Origin of the sequence: Myxococcus sp. CA040A, assembly GCF_013336725.1 — a bacterium.
Lineage (GTDB): Bacteria > Myxococcota > Myxococcia > Myxococcales > Myxococcaceae > Myxococcus > Myxococcus llanfairpwllgwyngyllgogerychwyrndrobwllllantysiliogogogochensis.
On the sequence record NZ_JABUMR010000008.1, the window covers coordinates 448,140 to 466,651 of the forward strand.

General features: G+C 68.2%; 19 protein-coding genes. 16 read left to right on the forward strand and 3 right to left on the reverse strand.

Going from position 1 to position 18,512, the window contains the following annotated elements; genetic code table 11:
• Nucleotides 1–36 precede the first annotated feature (36 nt).
• Nucleotides 37–1,869 (reverse strand): M2 family metallopeptidase, encoded by a 1,833-nt coding sequence (locus tag HUA75_RS34560; protein ID WP_141640609.1) that lies wholly within the window; start codon nt 1,867–1,869, stop codon nt 37–39.
• A 238-nt stretch (nt 1,870–2,107) separates the two neighbouring features.
• Here HUA75_RS34560 and HUA75_RS34565 point away from each other — a divergent pair, with 238 nt between their 5' ends.
• From HUA75_RS34565 to HUA75_RS34605, 9 genes are all read left to right on the forward strand, one after another.
• The gene (locus HUA75_RS34565; RefSeq protein WP_174488802.1) at nt 2,108–3,202 is read left to right on the forward strand and encodes a DHH family phosphoesterase; all 1,095 of its coding nucleotides are present in this window, start codon (nt 2,108–2,110) and stop codon (nt 3,200–3,202) included.
• A gap of 54 nt (nt 3,203–3,256) precedes the next feature.
• Nucleotides 3,257–3,772 (forward strand): DUF3105 domain-containing protein, encoded by a 516-nt coding sequence (locus HUA75_RS34570; RefSeq protein ID WP_254627931.1) that lies wholly within the window; start codon nt 3,257–3,259, stop codon nt 3,770–3,772.
• A gap of 175 nt (nt 3,773–3,947) precedes the next feature.
• Nucleotides 3,948–5,762, forward strand: a complete 1,815-nt coding sequence (locus HUA75_RS34575; RefSeq protein ID WP_174488804.1) for a hypothetical protein — start codon at nt 3,948–3,950, stop codon at nt 5,760–5,762.
• A 148-nt stretch (nt 5,763–5,910) separates the two neighbouring features.
• Nucleotides 5,911–7,581, forward strand: a complete 1,671-nt coding sequence (locus HUA75_RS34580; protein WP_174488805.1) for a DUF1800 family protein — start codon at nt 5,911–5,913, stop codon at nt 7,579–7,581.
• Nucleotides 7,582–7,584: 3 nt separating this feature from the next.
• Nucleotides 7,585–9,126 (forward strand): DUF1501 domain-containing protein, encoded by a 1,542-nt coding sequence (locus HUA75_RS34585; protein ID WP_174488806.1) that lies wholly within the window; start codon nt 7,585–7,587, stop codon nt 9,124–9,126.
• A gap of 237 nt (nt 9,127–9,363) precedes the next feature.
• Entirely contained in the window at nt 9,364–9,870 is a 507-nt protein-coding gene (locus tag HUA75_RS34590) for a hypothetical protein (RefSeq protein ID WP_141640603.1), read from the forward strand.
• A 329-nt stretch (nt 9,871–10,199) separates the two neighbouring features.
• Nucleotides 10,200–11,468, forward strand: coding sequence for a phage tail sheath C-terminal domain-containing protein (locus HUA75_RS34595; RefSeq protein WP_246136933.1), 1,269 nt, complete (start codon nt 10,200–10,202; stop codon nt 11,466–11,468).
• Between the two features lie 15 nt (nt 11,469–11,483).
• Entirely contained in the window at nt 11,484–11,873 is a 390-nt protein-coding gene (locus HUA75_RS34600; protein WP_174455379.1) for a hypothetical protein, read from the forward strand.
• Between the two features lie 3 nt (nt 11,874–11,876).
• Nucleotides 11,877–12,737 carry a hypothetical protein gene (locus HUA75_RS34605; RefSeq protein ID WP_174488807.1) on the forward strand — a complete coding sequence of 287 codons (861 nt, stop codon included), beginning with the start codon at nt 11,877–11,879 and terminating at the stop codon, nt 12,735–12,737.
• Nucleotides 12,738–13,176: 439 nt separating this feature from the next.
• On the opposite strand, the gene HUA75_RS34610 is transcribed toward HUA75_RS34605, so the two are convergent.
• On the reverse strand, nt 13,177–13,596 hold the full coding sequence (locus tag HUA75_RS34610; protein ID WP_174477638.1) for a hypothetical protein: 420 nt from the start codon (nt 13,594–13,596) through the stop codon (nt 13,177–13,179).
• A 204-nt stretch (nt 13,597–13,800) separates the two neighbouring features.
• A complete protein-coding gene (locus HUA75_RS34615; RefSeq protein WP_174488808.1) occupies nt 13,801–13,962 on the reverse strand; it encodes a hypothetical protein in 162 nt (53 codons plus the stop codon).
• Between the two features lie 13 nt (nt 13,963–13,975).
• Between HUA75_RS34615 and HUA75_RS34620 the strand changes: the two genes are divergently transcribed.
• Genes HUA75_RS34620 through HUA75_RS34650 form a run of 7 tightly spaced genes read left to right on the forward strand, consistent with a single transcriptional unit; the run spans nt 13,976 to nt 18,473 of the window.
• Nucleotides 13,976–14,311, forward strand: coding sequence for a hypothetical protein (locus tag HUA75_RS34620; RefSeq protein ID WP_217446406.1), 336 nt, complete (start codon nt 13,976–13,978; stop codon nt 14,309–14,311).
• 4 nt (nt 14,312–14,315) lie between these two features.
• Entirely contained in the window at nt 14,316–15,344 is a 1,029-nt protein-coding gene (locus HUA75_RS34625; protein WP_174488810.1) for a hypothetical protein, read from the forward strand.
• 1 nt (nt 15,345) lies between these two features.
• Nucleotides 15,346–16,230: a hypothetical protein gene (locus HUA75_RS34630; protein ID WP_141640597.1), complete on the forward strand. Its 885-nt coding sequence runs from the start codon at nt 15,346–15,348 to the stop codon at nt 16,228–16,230.
• Nucleotides 16,227–16,781 (forward strand): hypothetical protein, encoded by a 555-nt coding sequence (locus HUA75_RS34635; protein ID WP_174462133.1) that lies wholly within the window; start codon nt 16,227–16,229, stop codon nt 16,779–16,781. The genes HUA75_RS34630 and HUA75_RS34635 overlap by 4 nt, the downstream gene beginning before the upstream one ends.
• A complete protein-coding gene (locus tag HUA75_RS34640) occupies nt 16,778–17,410 on the forward strand; it encodes a phage baseplate assembly protein V (RefSeq protein ID WP_141640595.1) in 633 nt (210 codons plus the stop codon). Before HUA75_RS34635 ends, HUA75_RS34640 begins: the two co-directional genes overlap by 4 nt.
• A 2-nt stretch (nt 17,411–17,412) precedes the next feature.
• A complete protein-coding gene (locus tag HUA75_RS34645; protein ID WP_141640594.1) occupies nt 17,413–18,063 on the forward strand; it encodes a hypothetical protein in 651 nt (216 codons plus the stop codon).
• Nucleotides 18,063–18,473, forward strand: a complete 411-nt coding sequence (locus tag HUA75_RS34650) for a GPW/gp25 family protein (RefSeq protein WP_141640593.1) — start codon at nt 18,063–18,065, stop codon at nt 18,471–18,473. The genes HUA75_RS34645 and HUA75_RS34650 overlap by 1 nt, the downstream gene beginning before the upstream one ends.
• Nucleotides 18,474–18,512: the final 39 nt, after the last annotated feature.

An 18,512-nucleotide genomic window follows, 5' to 3' on the forward strand; every position in this document is an offset into this window, starting at 1 on the left:
TATGCGGCCTTTCCCCGGGAAGTCCACTTCAGCAGGCTACCAGCCGCACTTCTGGCCCTTGTTCTGGGCCTTCAACCACTGACGCAGCGGGCTGAAGTAATCCAGCAGTGGTGTCGCATCCATCTTCCGCGTTCCAGTGACGACCTGGAGCGCCTCCGGCCAGGGCTTGCTCGCGCCCAATTCCAGCATCGCCTGGAGCCGCTTTCCGGCCTCCTTGTTGCCGTAGATGGAGCACTCGTGCAGCGGGCCCTTGAAACCTGAAGCCTCACACAGCGCCTTGTGGAACTGGAACTGGAGGATGCGGGCCAGGAAGTAGCGCGTGTAGGGGACGTTCGCCGGCACGTGATACTTGGCGCCCGGGTCGAAGTCCTGCTCGGAACGCGCCACCGGCGCGGCCACACCCTGATACTTCTGGCGCAGCGTCCACCAGGACTTGTTGTAGTCCGCCGGCTTCACGCGGCCGGAGAAGACCTCCCAGCGCCACTGGTCCACCAGCAGGCCGAAGGGCAGGAACGCCACCTTCTCCAGCGCGTCCTTCATCTGGAGGTTGATGAGGTTCTTGTCGTTCTTCGCCACTTCCTTCAGCAGACCGACCTGCTGGAGATAGGCGGGGGTGATGGACAGCGTCAGCGCGTCGCCAATGGCCTCGTGGAAGCCGTCGTTCGCGCCGGCCTGATAGAGCACGGGCAGGTTGTAATAGTACGTGTAGTAGTAGTTGTGACCCAGCTCGTGGTGGATGGTGACGAGGTCCTCCTCGGTGGGCTTGATGCACATCTTGATGCGCAGGTCGTTCTCGTACGTCACGTCCCAGGCGCTGGCGTGGCAGACGACGTCCCGGTCCTTCGGCTTGGTGAACTGGGAGCGCTCGAAGAAGGACTCCGGGAGCGACTTGAGGCCCAGCGAGGTGAAGAACTTCTCACCCAGCCGCACCATCTTCAGCGGGTCGTAGTCCTGCTTCTTCAACTCGGAGTCCACGTCCAGGCTGGCCTGACCGGGGAACGGCTCCACCAGGGGGTAGATGTTGTTCCACTCCTGGGCCCACATGTTGCCCAACAGGTGCGCCGGAATGGGCTTGCCCGAAGGCACCTTCTCCGCGCCGTACTGCTTCGCCAGCCGGCCCCGCACGTAGCAGTGCAGGTCGTCATACAGGGGCTTCACCTGGCCCCACAGGCGCTGGGCCTCCTTCTCGAACTCCGCGGGCTGCATGTCGTAGCCGGAGCGCCACAGCGTGCCCAGGTCGTTGAAGCCGATGTCCTTGGCGCCGTCGTTGGAGATGCTCACCAACTGCTGGTAGAGCGGGCGCATGGGCTTGGAGATGGAGTGCCAGCCCTGCCACGCATCCAGGAGCGCGTTGTAGTCACGGCTCTCCGCCATGACGTCCGACAGCTCCTCCAAATCCCTGCACTTGCCCTTGCCGTCGGCGCCGCAGTACTTGCCCTTGCCGTAGAGTCCTTCCAGCTTCGCGGCCGTCGTCGCCAGCTCCGCGCGCTTCTTCGCGTCCGAGGGCGCCGGCAACGCCTGGGACACGCGCAGCAGGTGCAGCATGCGCGCGGTGTCCGCGTCGAGCTTCAGGCCGTCGAAGCGGCGCGAGTCCTTGATGGCGCCGTTGACGTAGCCGAGCACCTCTTCGTTGACGTAGGCGGCGTTCCGCTCGGTGTCATCGGTGATGTACGTGGACTTGATCCACTCGGCGGTGGCCTGTTTCGTCCATAGCCGCTTGAGGTCCGCGTTCACCTTCTCGGCGAACTGCTTCGCCTCCTCGGGCGTGGCCTTCGCGGCGGGCGCCTGGGCAAAGCCCGGGACGGCGGTCAGCACCATGGCCGCGAGGGCCGAGCGCAGCAATGACTGCGGAAGTCGGGTCCGTTTCATGGGGCGGACCGTAGAGGAACCGCCGGCCAATGACATCCCGAAAGTAGGCCCTCAAGCACCTGCGCGCCCCTCCCACCACGTCGGCGTCCGGCCTCGTCGCCGGCTGACGCAACGCGAAAGCGCCATCGAGCGCCCCGGACGAAAGGGACGACACGCGCCCCAGGGCCCGCCCGTGGAGCAGGCGAGTCCCCTGCCCTCTCCCTCCCGAGTCCCCGGGCCGCGTTACAGCTTTGAGGCCATGCTGCTTGGACACACGAAGGACCCGACCTGGCCCGCGCCCGAGGACGCACTCACCGAGGCCCGTCGCTTCATGGAACAACAGCGCGGGAAGCGCGTGCTCGTGGTGCCCCACTCGGAGGTGGATGGGCTCGCGTCCGGCGTGCTCATCGTCCGTGCCCTGGAAGCGCTGGGTGCATCCGGCGCCCTCCGCGTGCCGGGCAAGGGAGAACATGCCCATTCGCCAGGGTTCCTCGAGCGGGTCCGCGCCTCCTCGCCCGAAGCCCTCATCGTGCTCGCCATGGGCAGCCGGGCGACACCTCTCCTCCCCACGCTCGTCGTGGACCGTCATCGAGACACCGAGCCGCTTCCCGCCGAGGTTCGCCTCCTCTCCGCGCACGGCCATGAGCCCGCCGCGAGCACCAGCCTGCTCACCTATGTGCTCGTGTCACCGCTCGTCGTGCCCGGGCCGCTGGAGTGGCTCGCGGTGCTCGGCACGGCAGGCGCGCTCGGCACCGACGCGCCCATGCCGTTCCTCAAGGACGCGCTGCGACGCGCGAACCGCAAGGCCGTGGTGGAGACGGTGTCCCTGGTGAACGCCGCGCGACGCTCCGCGCGCTTCGCCGCACCCAGGGCGCTGGAGGTCCTCCTGCGCGCACGCAACGCGAAGGACGTCGCGGACGGCCACGTGCCCGGCGTGGACGAACTGCGCGACTGCCGCCTGGAAGTGCGTCGGGAAGTCGAACGCTGCGCGAAGACACCTCCACGCATCGCGACGAACGTGGCGCTCCTGCTGTTCAGCTCCGAGGCCCTGGTACACCCCCTGGTGGCCGTGAGGTGGGCGCAACGCCTTCCCGACCATCTGGTCATCGCCGCCAACACGGGCTACCTGCCCGGGCGCGTGGACTTCGCGCTGCGCAGCCAGGCGACCCGAGATCCGATGACCCTCCTCCAGGGACTGACGCCTTCCGCGCTGGGAGACGCGCTCACGGCGGGCCACGCCCACGCCACGGGTGGGAGCTTGTCCCAGCCCGACTTCCTCCGCTTCGCGGAGGCCGTGGGCCTTCCAGGACTGCGCGCTCAAGACGTGGAGCGGCGAGGCGCGTTCCCGGGCTGATGGGATATGACAAGGGCCGTGCCACTCAAACACGCCCTCGTCGTGCTCCCTTCGCTGCTCGCGCTCGTGTCGCTGTCCGCGTGCGACTCCTCGGATGACGGGGGACTTCGCGGCTGCGAGCAGTACAGCTTCCCGCTCTCCGCGCAGACGTCGTCAGGCCACCTGGCCGTCTGCGACAGCCCGGCCTGCGGCAACGGAGAGAATCCACCGAACTCCGGCCCGCACTGCGGCAACGTGGCGCGCTGCGGAGTCTACGCGGAGCCCGTGTCTCGCTGCCTGTACGTCCACAACCTGGAGCACGGACACGCGGTGTTTCTCTACAACTGCCCCGACGGCTGTCCCGACGAGGTCGCGAAGCTCGAGGCCGCCGCGGCCAGCGTGCCCACGGGCGCAAACGGTGTGCGCCGAGCCCTGGTGGCGCAGGACCCGCAGATGCCCCAGCGCGTGGCCGCGTTGCTCTGGCGACGCACGTACCTGGCGGACGCCGTGGACCCGGAGGCCCTTCGCTGCCTCCTGGCACATCAGGACTCGGATGCCCCCGAGCCTGGCCTTGCCTGCCCGGGCCCGTGAAACCTCGCGCATGACTCCTCGCTCGGAGCCCATGAGTGGCTCCGGCGGATGACAGTTGCCCCTCGCGGCGCGGGCCACGAATGCGGGGGCTCGCCCGTCGGTACGGAGGGCAGGCGTCCCGACGCTGGGTGCGGGCAACCGGTTTGTCGACTGCCAGCCATTTGTAGTCAGGGGCATGAAACCAACGCTCCGACGAAACCTCGCCGTGCTGGCGTTGGCGTGGCTGACAGCCGCCGTGTCGCCCGCCCTCGCTCAATCACAACCACCGGGTGTGAAGGGCCCCGTTCCCACGGGGATGCCCAATCGCCTCGCCGTGGGACTCTTCGAGGAAGCAGGTCAGAACTGGATGCGAGACAGCGGCGTCCCCTGGGACGTGCGCTACCGCTACTTCACCAAGGGCTGGGTGGACAACTGGGGTTGGGGGCAGCCCGATGGAAGCTGGGGGAAGGCCTTCCTCGATGAGTCCAAGACCCAGGGCTTCCTCCCTGCGCCCGTCTTCTACCAACTGTTCGCCGAGCCGGGCGGTGGTGAGGGCGAGTCGCTCGCCAAGGTGCAGAACGCGGCCACGATGCGCGGCTACTTCGGCGACCTGAAGATTCTGCTCCAGCGCGCGAAGGAGCTCGGCAAGCCGGTGCTGCTCCACATCGAACCGGACGCCGTGGGGCTCCTCCAGTTCCAGACGAACTCCAATCCCAACGCCTATGCCGCGATCGCCGCCACGGGAATGCCCGAGCTCGCGAGCCTCCCCAACACCGTGGCCGGCTGGGGCCTCGCCTTCCTCCAGCTCCGCAAGTCCGTGGGCGCCAACAACGTCATCCTCGGCATCCACATCTCCGCGTGGGCCAGCGGCAAGGACATCTCCTGCTGCTCCGTCACCGACCCGCTCCAGCCCGAGGTGGACAAGGTCGTCAACTTCCTCAAACCCCTGGGCCTTGGAACCAACGTGACGGGCGCCACCTACGACGTGCTCGTCGGAGACCCGCTGGACCGGGACGCGGACTTCTACAAGCTGACGCGGGCCCAGGACGTCTGGTGGGATGCCAGTGACAACGCCTCCATCTCCTCGCGCTCCTTCAATCGCTACGCGCAGTGGTTGACGCTCATGAACCAGACCACCGGCAAGCGATGGGTGCTCTGGCAGATTCCGCTCGGCAACTCCCAGCATCGCAACATCAACAACGACGGCAGCACCCGCGCGGGCTATCGCGACAACCGCACCGAATACTTCTTCGGCACGAGCGGCGACGCGCACCGCCGCAAGTTCGCCAACACGGGCGTCATCGCGCTCCTCTTCGGCGCGGGCGCGGGTGGACAGAGTTCGTATCCGAATGACCTCGGCGCGGATGGACAGCCCTACCTCAAGACTCACGCGGCCCCGTTCCTCCTCGCGGGTGGACTGACCCTCCCCGCCACGGGCACCACCCTCCCCGGCTCAGGAGGAGACGCTGATGGCGGCACGGGTGGAGGGACCGACGCGGGCACCGACGCCGGGACGCGCGACGGCGGCTCGGGTGGCACTGACGCCGGGACGAGCGACGGCGGTAGCGCGGCTCGCGGCTACGGCTTCGAGTCCAGCACCGAGGGCTGGTCGTCGTCGGGCGCTCCACTCAAGGCCGCGACGTCCTCCACGGCGCGAGCCCAGGCGGGGACGCGCTCACTCGCGGTGCCCTTCAGCGGAACCTCGGGAACGGGCGTCGTGTCCGTCCTCACCGCCCCCGTCCCTCGCGGCGCGACCGTGACGTTCCGCGTCTGGATTCCCAGCGGCAGTGGCATCACCGCCATCCAGCCCTTCGCACTGGAAGGAGAGCCAGGCGGCTGGCGCTACACAGGGCGCTGGACGGCGATGGGCAGCCTTCAGACGGGAACCTGGAACACCGTGACGGTGGCCCTGCCCACCAACAGCACGACGCCGCTCTACCAGCTCGGTGTCGAGTTCACGACGAACAGCGGCTGGACGGGCACCGTCCACCTGGACGCCATCACCTGGTAGCCCCCATGGGCCGAGGAGTCGGGCCCCGTGGCCCCTCCAGGCCCTTTGGAATTCGCACCGGGGAGCGCAACTATTTCCGGACTTCAGTGTTTTGGTTCCTGGGGGAGTCCCCTCCCCCTTCGTGGACCCACTGAAGGAGTACCTCCGGATGATTCGACGCCTCACTCTCACCCTCGCCGTGTGCGTGGCCGCATGCGCACCCGACGAGGGCCCGCCCACCTCCCATACCCCACCGCTCGACGCGCCAGGACAACAGGAGCAGCACGCCGAGCCCCTCGAGACGCCCACCGAGCCCAACACCCTGCGCTTCCTGGAGCAGGCGACCTTCGGACCCCGGCAGGCCTTTGGCGCCCCGACGCCGCCCATCGACACCGTCGAGCACGTCATGACGGTGGGCATCCGTCAGGCCATCACCGACCAATTCGCCGCGCCGCGCTCCACCTTCGACGGCCTTGCGACGAAGGACCTGGGCTCGCAGTTCTTCTTCCATGCCGTCCATGGACAGGACCAGCTCCGGCTGCGCATCGCCTTCGCCCTGAGCCAGATTCTCGTCGTCTCCCAGAACGGCATCCCCAACGTCATGTCCACGCCGGAGCCCGAGCCGCGCGTGGCGATGGCCAGCTACCTCAACCTCCTGTCCCAGCGCGCGTTCGGCAACTTCCGCCAGCTCCTGGAGGACGTGACGCTGCACCCCGCCATGGGCACGTACCTGGACATGGCCAACAACCGGGCCTTCAAGCCCAATGGCCTGCCCATCGAGCCCAACGAGAACTACGCGCGGGAGATGCTCCAGCTCTTCACACTCGGCCTCCACAAGCTGAATGAGAACGGCACCCCGGTGCTCGACAACCTGGGCCGCACGACGCCCTCCTACACCGAGGCGCAGGTCCAGGCGTTCGCCCACGCCCTCTCCGGTTGGACCTATGCCGGGCCCACCTGCCCGACCATCGGCCGGACGAATCCGCCGACCTACGCGGCGCCGATGATGGACTGCGCGGTGAACCACAACAGCACGTCCAAGGAGCTGCTCCGGGGCGTGTGGACCACCGCCAACGGCACGCCTCGTCAGCACCTGAAAGAGGCGCTCGACAACGTCTTCGACGACCCGAACCTGCCGCCGTTCATCTGCAAGCAGCTCATCCAGCACCTGGTCACCAGCAACCCCAGCCCCGAGTACGTGCAGGACGTGGTCAACATCTTCAAGAACAACGGCAGCGACGTCCGGGGAGACCTGCGCGCGGTGATCCGCAGAATCCTCCAGCACGACGAGGCCCGGGGCCCCGTGCCTCCCGCCGCGCAGCTCGCGACCTTCGGCCACCTGCGCTCGCCCGCGCTCCACGTCACCACGCTCGTCCGCGGCCTGAAGGGGACGCTCGACACGACGGGCACGTTGGATCCCGGCGCGAAGCTGAGCTCCTGGAGCCAATCCATGGGGCAATACGTGCCCCAGCCTCCGTCTGTCTTCAGCTACTACCCGCCCAACGCGCCCGCCCCGGGAGGAGGAGGTCTGCTCGGTCCCGAGTTCGCCATCCTGGACACGGCCACCGTCACCGCGCGCGCCAATGTGACGCATGACCTGCTCTTCGCGGCGGCCACGGCCAACGCGGGCGTCCTCATCGACCTGGACATCCTCCCCGTCAACTCCAGCGACACCGTGCAGTGGCTCAACCGCTACTTCCTGCACGGCACCATGTCTCCGGAGCTGCGGGACATCGTCCTCAATGCCATCTCCCACCCGGATGCCGGCGACACCCTGCGCAGGAAGAAGCTCGCCGTCTACCTCACGTCCCTCGCTCCCGAATTCCAGATCCAGAGGTAGCCCATGAGCTTCTCACGACGACAATTCCTCCGTGGCACCTCGCTGGGCCTGGGATATCTGGCGGTCTCCTCCCCCATGCCCGGTTGGCTCGGGAACGCCGCCGCCGCGACGCTGTCCGGTTACGCCGGCTACCGCGCGACGGTGTGTGTCTTTCTGCTGGGTGGCAATGACACCAACAACGTCCTCGTCCCCCGGGACGCCGGCATCCACGCGCAATATCTCGACGCGCGCTCCACGCTCGGCATCCCCTTGAACGACCTGCGCCCCATCAACCCCGTGGGACTGGCGCCGGGCGCCTATGGGCTCCATCCCTCGCTGGAGAAGCTCCAGGCGCTGTTCGAGCAGGAGCGCGCGGCCTTCGTCTGCAACGTGGGGCCGCTCACCCTCCCCATGCGCAAGGTCAACTACGAGCTGGGCGATGTGCCCCGCCCTGACAACCTCTTCTCGCACAGCGACCAGCAGGACGCCTGGGCCAGCGGCATCTCCAACCCCTCCACCGTGGACCTGCCCCCAGCGCTGGAGGGCAAGGCCACCGGCTGGGGCGGACGCACCGCCGACCGCCTCCACACGCACAACCCCGGTGACTATCCGGAGGTGACCTCCTTCGGCGGCAAGGCCCTGTACTCCGGAGGCGCCGAGCGACAGCCGATGATGGTGTCCTCTTCGGGCGTGCTCGAGATGAAGGGGACGTCCGACGCGGACTTCAACACCCTGCGCTCGGAGGCGCTCGCGGACATCGTGGCCCTGGACCGGGGCGTCACGCTGGAGGCCTCTTACGGCGGTGTCTTCACCACCGCGCAGACCTTCGCCTCCGCGCGAGCCACCGCGCGCGCCGCCGCGTGGGATGCGCTGACCGACGACGCGCGGGTCGACATCGACGGCTACTTCACCCCGCCGCAAGGCACGACGGGCTGGACGCTGCACACGCAGCTCTACCAGGTGATACGCGACCTGGTCGCCGGCGCCGTGCCGTCCACGAGCGGAGGGCTGGGCGTGCGCCGACAGATGTTCTCCGTGGGGCTCGGCGGCTTCGACACCCACGTGGGCCAGGACGCCACGCAGACCGCGCTGCTCCTCCAGGTCGACTTCGCGCTGGACGCCTTCCAGAAGGCGATGACCCGCCTGAAGACCGAGGGCGTCTTCGGCGTGAATCCTCCCCAGTCCACGCTCTTCACCATGAGCGACTTTGGCCGGACCCTGGCTGAGAACTCAGACAAGGGCTCCGACCACGGCTGGGGCAGCCACGCCATCGTCCTGGGAGACCGGGTGCAGGGCCGCCGCCTCCACGGCACCTTCCCCAACCTGGACCTGTCCGCCGGCGCCGTGAACAACCTGGACTCCGTCGACGCCAAGGGCCGCTGGTTGCCTTCACTCTCCGTGGACCAATACGGCTTTACCCTGGCGTCGTGGCTGGGGCTGGGCGGCGTCGCTGATCGCGACCATGCCTTCCCCAATCTCACCGACTACGTCGCCGCCGCAACCTCCGGGGGCTTCCCCGCCGCCGCGCGCGCCTACCGGATTCCGTTCCTCCTGCCGGACCCCTGAGCGACGATTCTCAGAGGGGCGCGGGGTCACCTTCCCCTTCATCCACCCCGCGCCCCTCGACCCCCTGCGTCACCTTGAGCCAGGGTCAGCAATGACAACCCGGAAATGGTAGGGCCGAACCGTTGTTTCGTGCCCTACCTGATAAACCCTTGAAACCGGAGTGTTCGCTAACATACTGTGCGCATGCGTTCATGTTTCGCATGAGCGCACTCATTTTCACTTGAGGGGGACATATCCATGGCAGCAGACGCAGCGGCGAACGTTTCCGACGCTTTGGCTACAGTGGACAACATCGCCATCCAGGTCGAACAGGCGCTGTACAAACTGTATCTGGCCGTGAGCGGTACGGGATTCAAGAGCATCACCGACAAGATTTCCGTCATCTGGACGCCGGTACGCAATGTACTGAGCTCGGTGCTCAAACAAGTCGAAGGTCTCATCAAGCCGCTGATGGATCCGCAGGTCGTCACGTCCATCAAGGACGTGCTGGAAGCGGGCCGAGACCTGGTGAACTCCACGCTGGACCTGCTGCCTGACTCCGCGCGGAACCTGGCGCTGACGGGACAGCGCTTCCTGAACATCATCGTCGACTTCGTGGGCGCGGGTGTCGAGCACATCGTCGCCATCGTCGACCTGCTGCTCAACGTGGGCAAGGCCATCATCGGCGAGCTCTCCACGCTGGCGGCCACCACCATCGCCGCGCTGCGCAAGACGGGTGTGCAGATTCCCGCCACCAATCCCTGATTCAACCCCTGTCGTCTGTCGCATCTCCTGGTGTGTCGCGGGCGTCATGGCTCGCCGCCAGGAATTCCAGCGTGTCGTCACGGCCCTGCGCACGCTTTTCTCAAATCAGTGTCTATGAATAGGACCGTCCCCCATCAGGGGTGGGCGCAAGCCCAGGCACGCGGTCCAGGGAACCTGCACCCGGAGCAGGGATTTCCACCCCCTCGCTGGCGAGGGTCGGGGAGCGTATGGCCACAGGTCTCATCATTCCTGGTGTCCAGGTCACGGTCGTCAAGGAAGTGTTGCCCCAACAGCTTGCACCGTCTGGGGTTCTTGGAATCACAGGCTTCTTGGAGTCAGCCAACGGCAAGGTCGTCCGAGCCAGCAGCTGGTCTCGCTTCCTGGAGGTGGCCGGGCGCGCGAGCGCCTACAGCCTCCCGGAGGCGCGCCAGGCGCTGGACAATGGCGTCTCCGAGCTGGTGATTTCCCCCCTGCCCGCCACCGCGGGCACCGCCGCGACGATCGCCGTCGCGGCCGACAACAGCAAATATCCGCCGGGGCACGTCGGCGATAAGTTTGGCGCCACCTTCATCGCGAGAGTCCCAGGCCTGTGGGCCAACGGAATCACGCTGAAGGTCACCTACCGTGACAACATCGACCTGTCGGTGTCGTTCGACCTGGAGGTCACCCACCCCTCCAGCGGCTCGGTGGAGGTGCTGCGCAACGTCAACTCCGCGTCGCTGACCTCGTCGCTGGACACCTCGTCGTTCATCCGCATCGACACGACGAAGGGCGTGGGCTGGCCCACCGCGGGCACGTACACGCTGGCCACGGGCAAGGACGCCACGCCGGACGACTACGCCACGGCGCTGGGCCGACTGAAGGACCAGCCGGACGTGGACCTGGTGCTGGCCGCGGTGCAGGACTTCTCCGACCGGACCAAGCTGACGCGCATCTACGGCGACGTCATCAGCCACTGCAACACGCTGAGCAGCGAGAGCAAGGGCCGCCTCGGCTTCGGACAGGTTCCTCCCGCCGGGACGATGGCGGAGAACACGCAGCTCGCCGCCAACCTGGTCAGCGACCGGTTCGTGCTCGTCGCGCCTCACGGCACGGTGGGCGCGGTCGCCGGCATGGTGGGGAGCCTGGCGCCGCACCAGTCCCCCACGTTCAAGCGCGTCTCCGGACTGAACGAGCTGCTGGTGGGTGTGGAGGACCAGAAGGCGCTGTTGCGTGCCTTCGTCGTCCCCGTCGTCACCGAGCGCGGTCGGGGCACCATCGTCGTGCGTGGCCTGACGACGGACGGAGATCAGATCAACGTCCGCCGCGTGGCGGACCGCGCGGTGCGCACGCTGAAGATGGTGGGCGACCTGTTCATCGGATTGCTCAACAACGCCGACGGGCGCAGCGCCCTGAAGCAGAAGCTGGTGGAGGCGCTGGTGCAGATGCAGAAGGACGGCGCCATCGTCCCCTCCACCGACGGGAAGGATCCCGCCTTCAAGGTGGAGGTCTATTCCTCGCAGGCGGACTTCGCGCTCGGAATCGTCAGGGTCAACATGGCCGTCAGACCCGTCCGCGCCATCGACTACATCTACGCGACCATCACGGTCCAGGTCTGATGAAGGAACGCACCGATGCCAACGGTATTCTCAGCCAACCGTAGCAGCATCCTCGTCGACGGAGAGGCCGTGGACGGCCTCCAATCCATCGCATTCCGAGTGGTCACCGAGCGCGAGGACATTCGCGCCATCGGGTCCAACGAGCGCGTCGACGTCATCTTCGGCCTGCGCACCGTCGTCGGTGAGCTGGTCATCCGCTCCGCGGCCGTGAAGCTGGACACCCTGCTCTCCGAGCGCGGCAAGTTCCAGCTCGTGGCGAACCTCAAGCGCACCGAGGGCACGGACGACACGCGCACCCTGTCCTTCGACGACTGCTTCGTCGAGGGCAAGTCCTTCCAGATGGACGCGCACGGCAGCGCCGCCACGACGTACGCCTTCACGGCGACCCGCATCCGCGAGGAATAGTCCGTGAGGGAGTCGCCCGCCAGCTCACGCACGGAGTCCGGTGCGGCGCCGATCTCCCTGGAGATCGACGGCCGGACCTTCCACCTCCACCCCGGAGTCAACTCCGGGGCCCTGGAGGTGGAGTGCTCCACTGGCGAACGTCTCGCGCTCCATCCGTGGAGCTTCGAGGCGCACCTGCGGGCGCTCGACCTTCATGCGCGGCTCGATGGCGCGGGACTGGCCTTCGACGCCGACGGTTTCGCCGCTGACGTGCTGCGGAACTCAGGGGTGCCGGAGTCGCTCCACGCGGAGCTGGCGCCCCTCGCGTTGTGGTGGGCCTCGGGCGGGGCACAGGAGCCTTCGCCCGGGACGCTTCCACCGGGCTGGGTGCAGGCGGGTGCGGTGCGTGCCCGACTGCGGCCCTGGACGTTCTCCGAGCGCTCCCGCGCGCTCGAAGAGAGCCTGACGTCGCAGCCTGATGGCTCGAGGGAACTCAGCCTGGAGCGATACCTGCGCTCGATGCTCTCCAGCTCCGTCGTGGAGCACTTTCCCACGGCGCCTCTGGAGACGCTGGATGGGGCCAGCACCGCCGCGCTGCTGGACGCCGTGGTCGCGCTCAACGCGGGGGACGAGCGCGATGAAGACCGCACGATGCGTGCCTCGGGCAAACAAGCCCGGGTCCTCGCGGAAGTGACGTTGAAGCTCTGTCGTGCCCTGGGGTGGACACCTTCCCAGGTCTGGGCAACCCCCGCCGCCGAGGTGGACCGGCTGCTCGCGATGTTGCAGCTCACGGAGCCTGGTGCTCCCGCCCCGGCCCCGACTTCGCGGCCGAGGAGACTCTCCGACTTTCCCGACGCGGTGGTCATTCAGGTGGAGGACGACTGATGCGCACGACGTTCACCACCACCGAGCTCACCGCACGACTGGCCCGCCCGGCGTTTCGGGCACTCGAAGGTGTCGCCCGACAGCTCGGCGTCAAGCTGGCTCCTCATGCTTCGGAGCAAGGCGAGCCTTCACCTGACGAGGCGTCAGCACCGACCTCCGGCAGCGATGCGACCACTGTGCGTCCCGGAGTGGAGGCACCAGCGACGGCTCGGCCCACCGGTCTCCTCTCGCCTTCACGCTCCAGCGGCGAGGTGGATGCAGCTCCGGGTCCTCATGGACAGCGACCCTCCGGGTCCCTCGTCGCTCGACCTGAGCCCGTCAGCGTCTCTGCGGCCCCTATCGCTCCTCGGTCCGTCGCGCCCTCGCGGCCCGCGGTGACGCCGGTCTCCGCTTCCGAGGTCTCGAGGTCCGTGAGTCGTGCGCCCACGTCCGATGAGGGTCATTCCTCCTCTCCGGCGCACGACCTGCCTTCGTCCGGGAAGCGCGCCGGTGTTCCCCTCGCGAGCGACGCGCGAGTCTCCGAGATGGCTCCCGGCGACGACACGCACTCGGTGAACTCCGGTGCGAGCCACCCGGTGAGGTTCGACGCAGCCACACTCCACGCGGGCGCATCGACTTCGTTGCCCTCGGAGTTCTCGGCGGGTCCGTCGAAGCGCTCGGGCATGGGGGACAGGAGCACGGACGAAGCGCCTGTCGCGGCGCGGACTCCGAGCGATGGCGTCGAATCAACAGCCAGCTCGTCCCCCCTGAGTGCCCCTCCGGAGTCGCTCGCCACGAGCAGCGATTCGTCCGAGGGACTCCGCGTCTCCATCAAGGCCACCGAGCCCCGGTCGCCCAAGCGACAGGTCGTGCGACTCATGCGACCGATGCCGCTCCCCGCCGAGACCTCGGCGAGCGAGAGCGTCCCCACGCTCCAGCGCGCAAGTCCCCTGCCCGCACGCGGCGAAGATGCTTCCTCGAACGTGCCGCCCGCGGCTCACAAAGTGACAGCGGACGCACCTCGCTACGAGGCGAGCACTCCGGTCGGGGTCACCCCGCGTCCCCCCTCCGCACCCGTCGAGGCTCACACGAGCCTCCCGTCCGCGCCGCCCGTCATGCGCGTGCTGTCATCGACTCCCGCCGCGTTCCGGGCGCCAGGGTCAGTCGCGCAGTCCACGCCCGTGGTGCGTCCCGCCGCGCCCGCCGTCTCACGCCCCAGGTCCCGCCTCACCTTCCTTCCGCCCATGGAAGCCGAGCCCGTGGCCCCTCCGTCGTCACCCGAGCTGGAGCGCGCGGTGCCACCGGCCGCGCTGGCCACATCCCAGGTCGTGCGCCAGGTGAGCCAGGGTCTGACGCCCGTCCTGGAGCGAGCCCAGCAAGTCACCCACGAGGCCCTCACCGTCGAGCGCTCCTCGCGTCCCGCCTCGACTCCCGCCGTGGACTCCGGTGCGAACGCGGCGGTTCGCAACACGTTCAACGTGAACGTGCAGATGGGCGCGGAGACGGCGACGGCGGGCATGGACCGGCGCACGCTGGAAGACGCGCTGGTGGACATCCTTCGCGAGACGGCACGCCGTCACGGACTGGAGGTCTGAGCCCATGGCCGGCATCGGATACTCCGTGACGATTGGCTCCCTCCGGGCTTCCAACAAGGCCCGCCAGGGACAGGCCTTCATCCGCTCCATCACCAGCGAGCTGACCATGGACGGCGCGGGCGGCCGGTGCACCGTGGAGCTCGTGCCCTCCGACGCGGCGCTCCCTCCTCCCGGAGAAACCACCACCATCGCCCTGGATGGCGGCGATGGCGCGGTCACCGTCTTCACCGGCCTGGTGCTGGAAGCCCGCGCCGCGCCGGACACGTCCATCGTCATCGGCGGAGATGCCCTGGCGAAGCTCGCGCGGCTCGACGTGTCGGGCGCCTACGAGCAGATGTCAGCGGGCTCCATCGTCCGTGAGCTGGTGAAGAAGGCGGGCGGCACGCCGGGCACCGTCGACGACGGCCCGACATTCCCCAGCTACGTGCTGCACCGCGGGCCTCGCGCCCTGCGGCACATCCTCCAGCTCGGAGAGCAGTGCGGCTTCGATGTCTTCACCGACGGCGAGGGGAAGGTGTACTTCACGGCGCCGAAGCAGGGCGGCGCGGACCACACGTTCGCCTACGACGCCCAGGTGCTGCGCACGCAACTGGGCAAGCCGCTCCCCGCCATCGACGGCTTCGAGGTCTGGGGCGAAGGCGCGGCCAGCTCACAGGGCGAGAAGAAGGCGCACTGGCTGGTGGACGACCTGGCTTCCGTCCATGGCAAGGCCGCGCTGGGCACCAGCGGCAAGGTGCAGGCGGGCTCCACGGGAAAGAACTCGCGCGAAGTGAAGGACGGCTCGGTCCGCGCGGGCGCCGACGCGTCCGATCAGGCCAAGGCCCGCGTGGGCGCGCTGGCCGCCCGTCCGCTGCACGGCTTCATCGAGGTGCTGGGAGCGCCCGCCGTGAAGCCTGGAGACTTGATCAAGGTGGACGACATCCCGGAGGGCCATCCCGTGGAGGCCCTGCTGTCCGGGAAGGTGCTTCGCGTCCGCTCGGTGCGTCACACCCTGAATGCCCGCACGGGCTTCACCACCCGGATGGAACTCTGACATGCCCGTCCGCATCGGAAAAATCGAGCTCATCGGGCTCACGCAAATCTACACCGAGGACGCGCGCAACCTCGTGCAGCAGCGCGTGCCCGGTCAGTCCGGCTCCGTCTTCCAGGACCTGGGCCGTGAGCCCGTCACCGTCGTCATGGAAGGACTCCTCCTCGGCGAGGACCCGCAAGCGGCGCTGGAGGAGCTGAGACAAGCGCAGATGAAGGCGACGCCGATGTCGTTCGCCTCGGACGCCATCGCCGGAGCGGACCTCACCGACGTCCTCATCGCGGACTTCCAGGTCCGCCAGCTCGCGGGACACCAGAACCGCTTCAGCTTCTTCCTGCGCGTCAAGGAGTACGTCGAGCCCCCCGCCACCCAGGACGCGGGCGTCGGCGCGGTGAACGACGCGGTGGCCGACGACGCGCAGTCCTGGGCCCAGGGCTCCACGGACGCCGCGGGCGTGCTCCAGAACCCCGAGTCGCTGATGGACGCCGTCGACGCGAACCCGGACCTGCTCGGCCACCTGTCTCCGGACGAGCTGGGCTCGGTGGTCAACGGGACGAAGGGCTCGCTGACGGGGAAGAACTTCGGAAGCCTGCTGGGCGCGCTCGGCAAGGTGAACCCCGGCGCCATCATCGGCTTCGTGCAGTCGCTCAGCCAGGCCGGGAGCCTGGGCGAGTTCATCGAGAAGCTCGCCACCGAGGGCATCAACATCCTGGAGCAGATGACCGGGCTGGACCTGGGCGCCGCGCTCGACATCGTCAAGGGCATCGCGGGCGCCGGGGACTTCCTCGCGAAGCTCCAGGCCGTGGGCAAGGAAGCCGGCGCACTGGGCGCGGCCATCGGCGGGTTCGATCCGCTCGGACCCTTCAAGGACCTGGAGAACCTTCCGTGAGCACGACCGCCGATATCGTCGACAGCATCACCCGACTCGTCATCGCCGTGGACAACCTGCTCAAGACGGACACGGTGAACGCCATCGTCAGCCTGGTGCGCAGGTTCGGCATCGGCGCCCCCGTGAAGGTGGGCATCGACGCGCTGGGCAATGCACTGAACCTCATCATCGGGTGGATCGCCAAGCTGGAGCAGGTCGCGGCCATCCCCGAGCTGCTGGAGAAACTGGACCCCGCGCTGGAGGGCCTGAAGGCCATTGGCGACAAGTCCGAGCAGGAGATGCGCGACATGGGCATGGAGGCGCTCGCCCCGCTCGCCGGCGCGGCCCACGCGGCGCACCTGGTCCTGGAGAAGATTCGCGCCGGCGCCGTCGTCATCCTCCAGGGCTATCTGCCCAAGCAGTCCCTGACGTCCCTTCGCGAGTCCGTCATCGGCGTCAAGGCGACGCTCAAGGCGCTCGGTGAGGCGCTGCTCGCCGCGCCGCCGCCCACGACACCCGCTCCCTCCCTGGGTGCTGGCAGCATGCCGCTGCTCGCGGGAGGCACGACGTGAGCGACCTGGTCACCATCATCCGCTCCATCATCCGGGACGAGCTGGCGTCGTTGCGCCTGGGCGACCTAGGAGTGGTGACGAGCGCCTTCCCGCACGCGGACGGCGACGCGAACAACCACGAGTGCCACGTGAAGCTGCGCGAGAGCGGCCTGGAGCTGCGCCGCGTCCCCATCGCCACGCCGCACATCGGCATGGTGAGCGCGCCGCACGCCGGAGACCTCGTCGTCATCACCTACCTCAACGGCGACCCCAATCGCCCCGTCATCACCGGACGCCTGTACTCGGACAAGCTCAACCCGCCCATCCACGAAGCGGACGAGTGGCGCGTCGTCTCGCCACCGGGTGGCAAGACGTCCATCGCCATCGACCAGGAGCAGTCGGTGGTCATCACCGCCGGCGAGACGGTGGTGACGGTGAAGCAGGACGACGTCATCACCATCAAGGGCAAGACGGACCTGTCGCTGGAGGTGGAAGGCAACGTGCAGCTCAAGTGCACGGACTGCACGGTGGACGCGTCCGGGAAGATCGACCTGGGCAAGGGAGGCAGTGGCGTCATCACCGAGATGAGCCACAAGTGCTACTTCACCGGCGCTCCGCTCAAGGGCTCCAAGGACGTGAAGGCCAAGTAACCATGCCTGCACCGAGCGGAAGCGAAATAGGCGCCCTGGCGAAGAGCGCGATGCAGTCCGCGAGCCTCCGGGGAGAGAACGCTCCGGACCTGGCCACCGCGCTCGGTGACGCCTGCGGCCAGGCCTTCACGCTCTTCGCCTCCATGGCCATGGTGACGCCGGGAATCCCCGCCGCCGCGCCGCCGCCACCGGGCGCGGGCAGCACCGCGGGGCCCGGGATGATGCTGCCACCGCCGGCAGGGGGCCCCGGCGCGTCGCAGATAGAGCCCATCGCCAAGGGCCTGCTCGCGTCGAACAAGATCAACGGCGAGCAGCGGGACGCGCTGGCGAAGGCGATTGCCCAGACGGTGGAGCAGGCCCTCATCCTCTTCACCGTCCAGGTGATGGTGGCGCCGGGAATCGCCATCGCGGGCTTCGTGACGTCGTCGCCCGGCAGTCTCATGGGCGCCGCTCCCGCGAAGCCGATGCTCCAGCCGATTGCATTGGGCTTCCTCATGGCCGGTGGCATCCGGGGCGAGAACGCGCCGGACCTCGCGGGCGCCATGGCCGAGACGCTGTCCAACGCGCTCACGCAGATGATGACGCGCCTCAAGGTCTCCCCGGGCATTCCCAGCTCGCCCGGGGCGACGGCGGGCCCGGGGAGGTTGCTCTGATGGCGGACGAGCTCAAGACGGACCTGCGCCTGAAGTTCAACGAATCGGGCGGCGTGGACCTGGACTGGTCCACGGACGACGGCGCCACCACGGTGAGCGGCAAGGACAACCTCATCCAGGCCCTGACGATGCGGCTCATCGTCTACCGGGGACACCTGGAGCAACTGGGCCACCAGCGCTACGGCAGCCGCGTGGCGGACCTCATCGGCGAGCCGTTGGATCGCGCCAATCTGGACCTGCTGCGCCGCTACGTGCGGCAGGCCATCAAGGAAGACCCGCGCGTGGACGAGGTGACGCAGTTGAGCGTCACGGCCCGGGCGGATGTGCCAGGCGCGGTGGATGTGCGAGCCCGCATCAAGGCCATCAGCGGTGAAGCGGTGGAACTGGGATTGGCGCTCGACCTGGGTTGAGCGCGGCGGCGTGGGCAACGGGTACGGACACGACTTCGG

What these genes read in the sequence shown, in the direction of transcription:
- HUA75_RS34560 (WP_141640609.1), bottom strand. Translation starts at nt 1,869, where the DNA reads ATGAAACGGACCCGACTTCCGCAGTCATTGCTGCGCTCGGCCCTCGCG.
- HUA75_RS34600 (WP_174455379.1), top strand. Translation starts at nt 11,484, where the DNA reads ATGCCAACGGTATTCTCAGCCAACCGTAGCAGCATCCTCGTCGACGGA.
- HUA75_RS34565 (WP_174488802.1), top strand. Translation starts at nt 2,108, where the DNA reads ATGCTGCTTGGACACACGAAGGACCCGACCTGGCCCGCGCCCGAGGAC.
- HUA75_RS34610 (WP_174477638.1), bottom strand. Translation starts at nt 13,596, where the DNA reads ATGAGTCGCACGACCTGTCGCTTGGGCGACCGGGGCTCGGTGGCCTTG.
- HUA75_RS34575 (WP_174488804.1), top strand. Translation starts at nt 3,948, where the DNA reads ATGAAACCAACGCTCCGACGAAACCTCGCCGTGCTGGCGTTGGCGTGG.
- HUA75_RS34630 (WP_141640597.1), top strand. Translation starts at nt 15,346, where the DNA reads ATGCCCGTCCGCATCGGAAAAATCGAGCTCATCGGGCTCACGCAAATC.
- HUA75_RS34590 (WP_141640603.1), top strand. Translation starts at nt 9,364, where the DNA reads ATGGCAGCAGACGCAGCGGCGAACGTTTCCGACGCTTTGGCTACAGTG.
- HUA75_RS34650 (WP_141640593.1), top strand. Translation starts at nt 18,063, where the DNA reads ATGGCGGACGAGCTCAAGACGGACCTGCGCCTGAAGTTCAACGAATCG.
- HUA75_RS34645 (WP_141640594.1), top strand. Translation starts at nt 17,413, where the DNA reads ATGCCTGCACCGAGCGGAAGCGAAATAGGCGCCCTGGCGAAGAGCGCG.
- HUA75_RS34580 (WP_174488805.1), top strand. Translation starts at nt 5,911, where the DNA reads ATGATTCGACGCCTCACTCTCACCCTCGCCGTGTGCGTGGCCGCATGC.
- HUA75_RS34585 (WP_174488806.1), top strand. Translation starts at nt 7,585, where the DNA reads ATGAGCTTCTCACGACGACAATTCCTCCGTGGCACCTCGCTGGGCCTG.
- HUA75_RS34625 (WP_174488810.1), top strand. Translation starts at nt 14,316, where the DNA reads ATGGCCGGCATCGGATACTCCGTGACGATTGGCTCCCTCCGGGCTTCC.
- HUA75_RS34615 (WP_174488808.1), bottom strand. Translation starts at nt 13,962, where the DNA reads ATGGGCGGAAGGAAGGTGAGGCGGGACCTGGGGCGTGAGACGGCGGGC.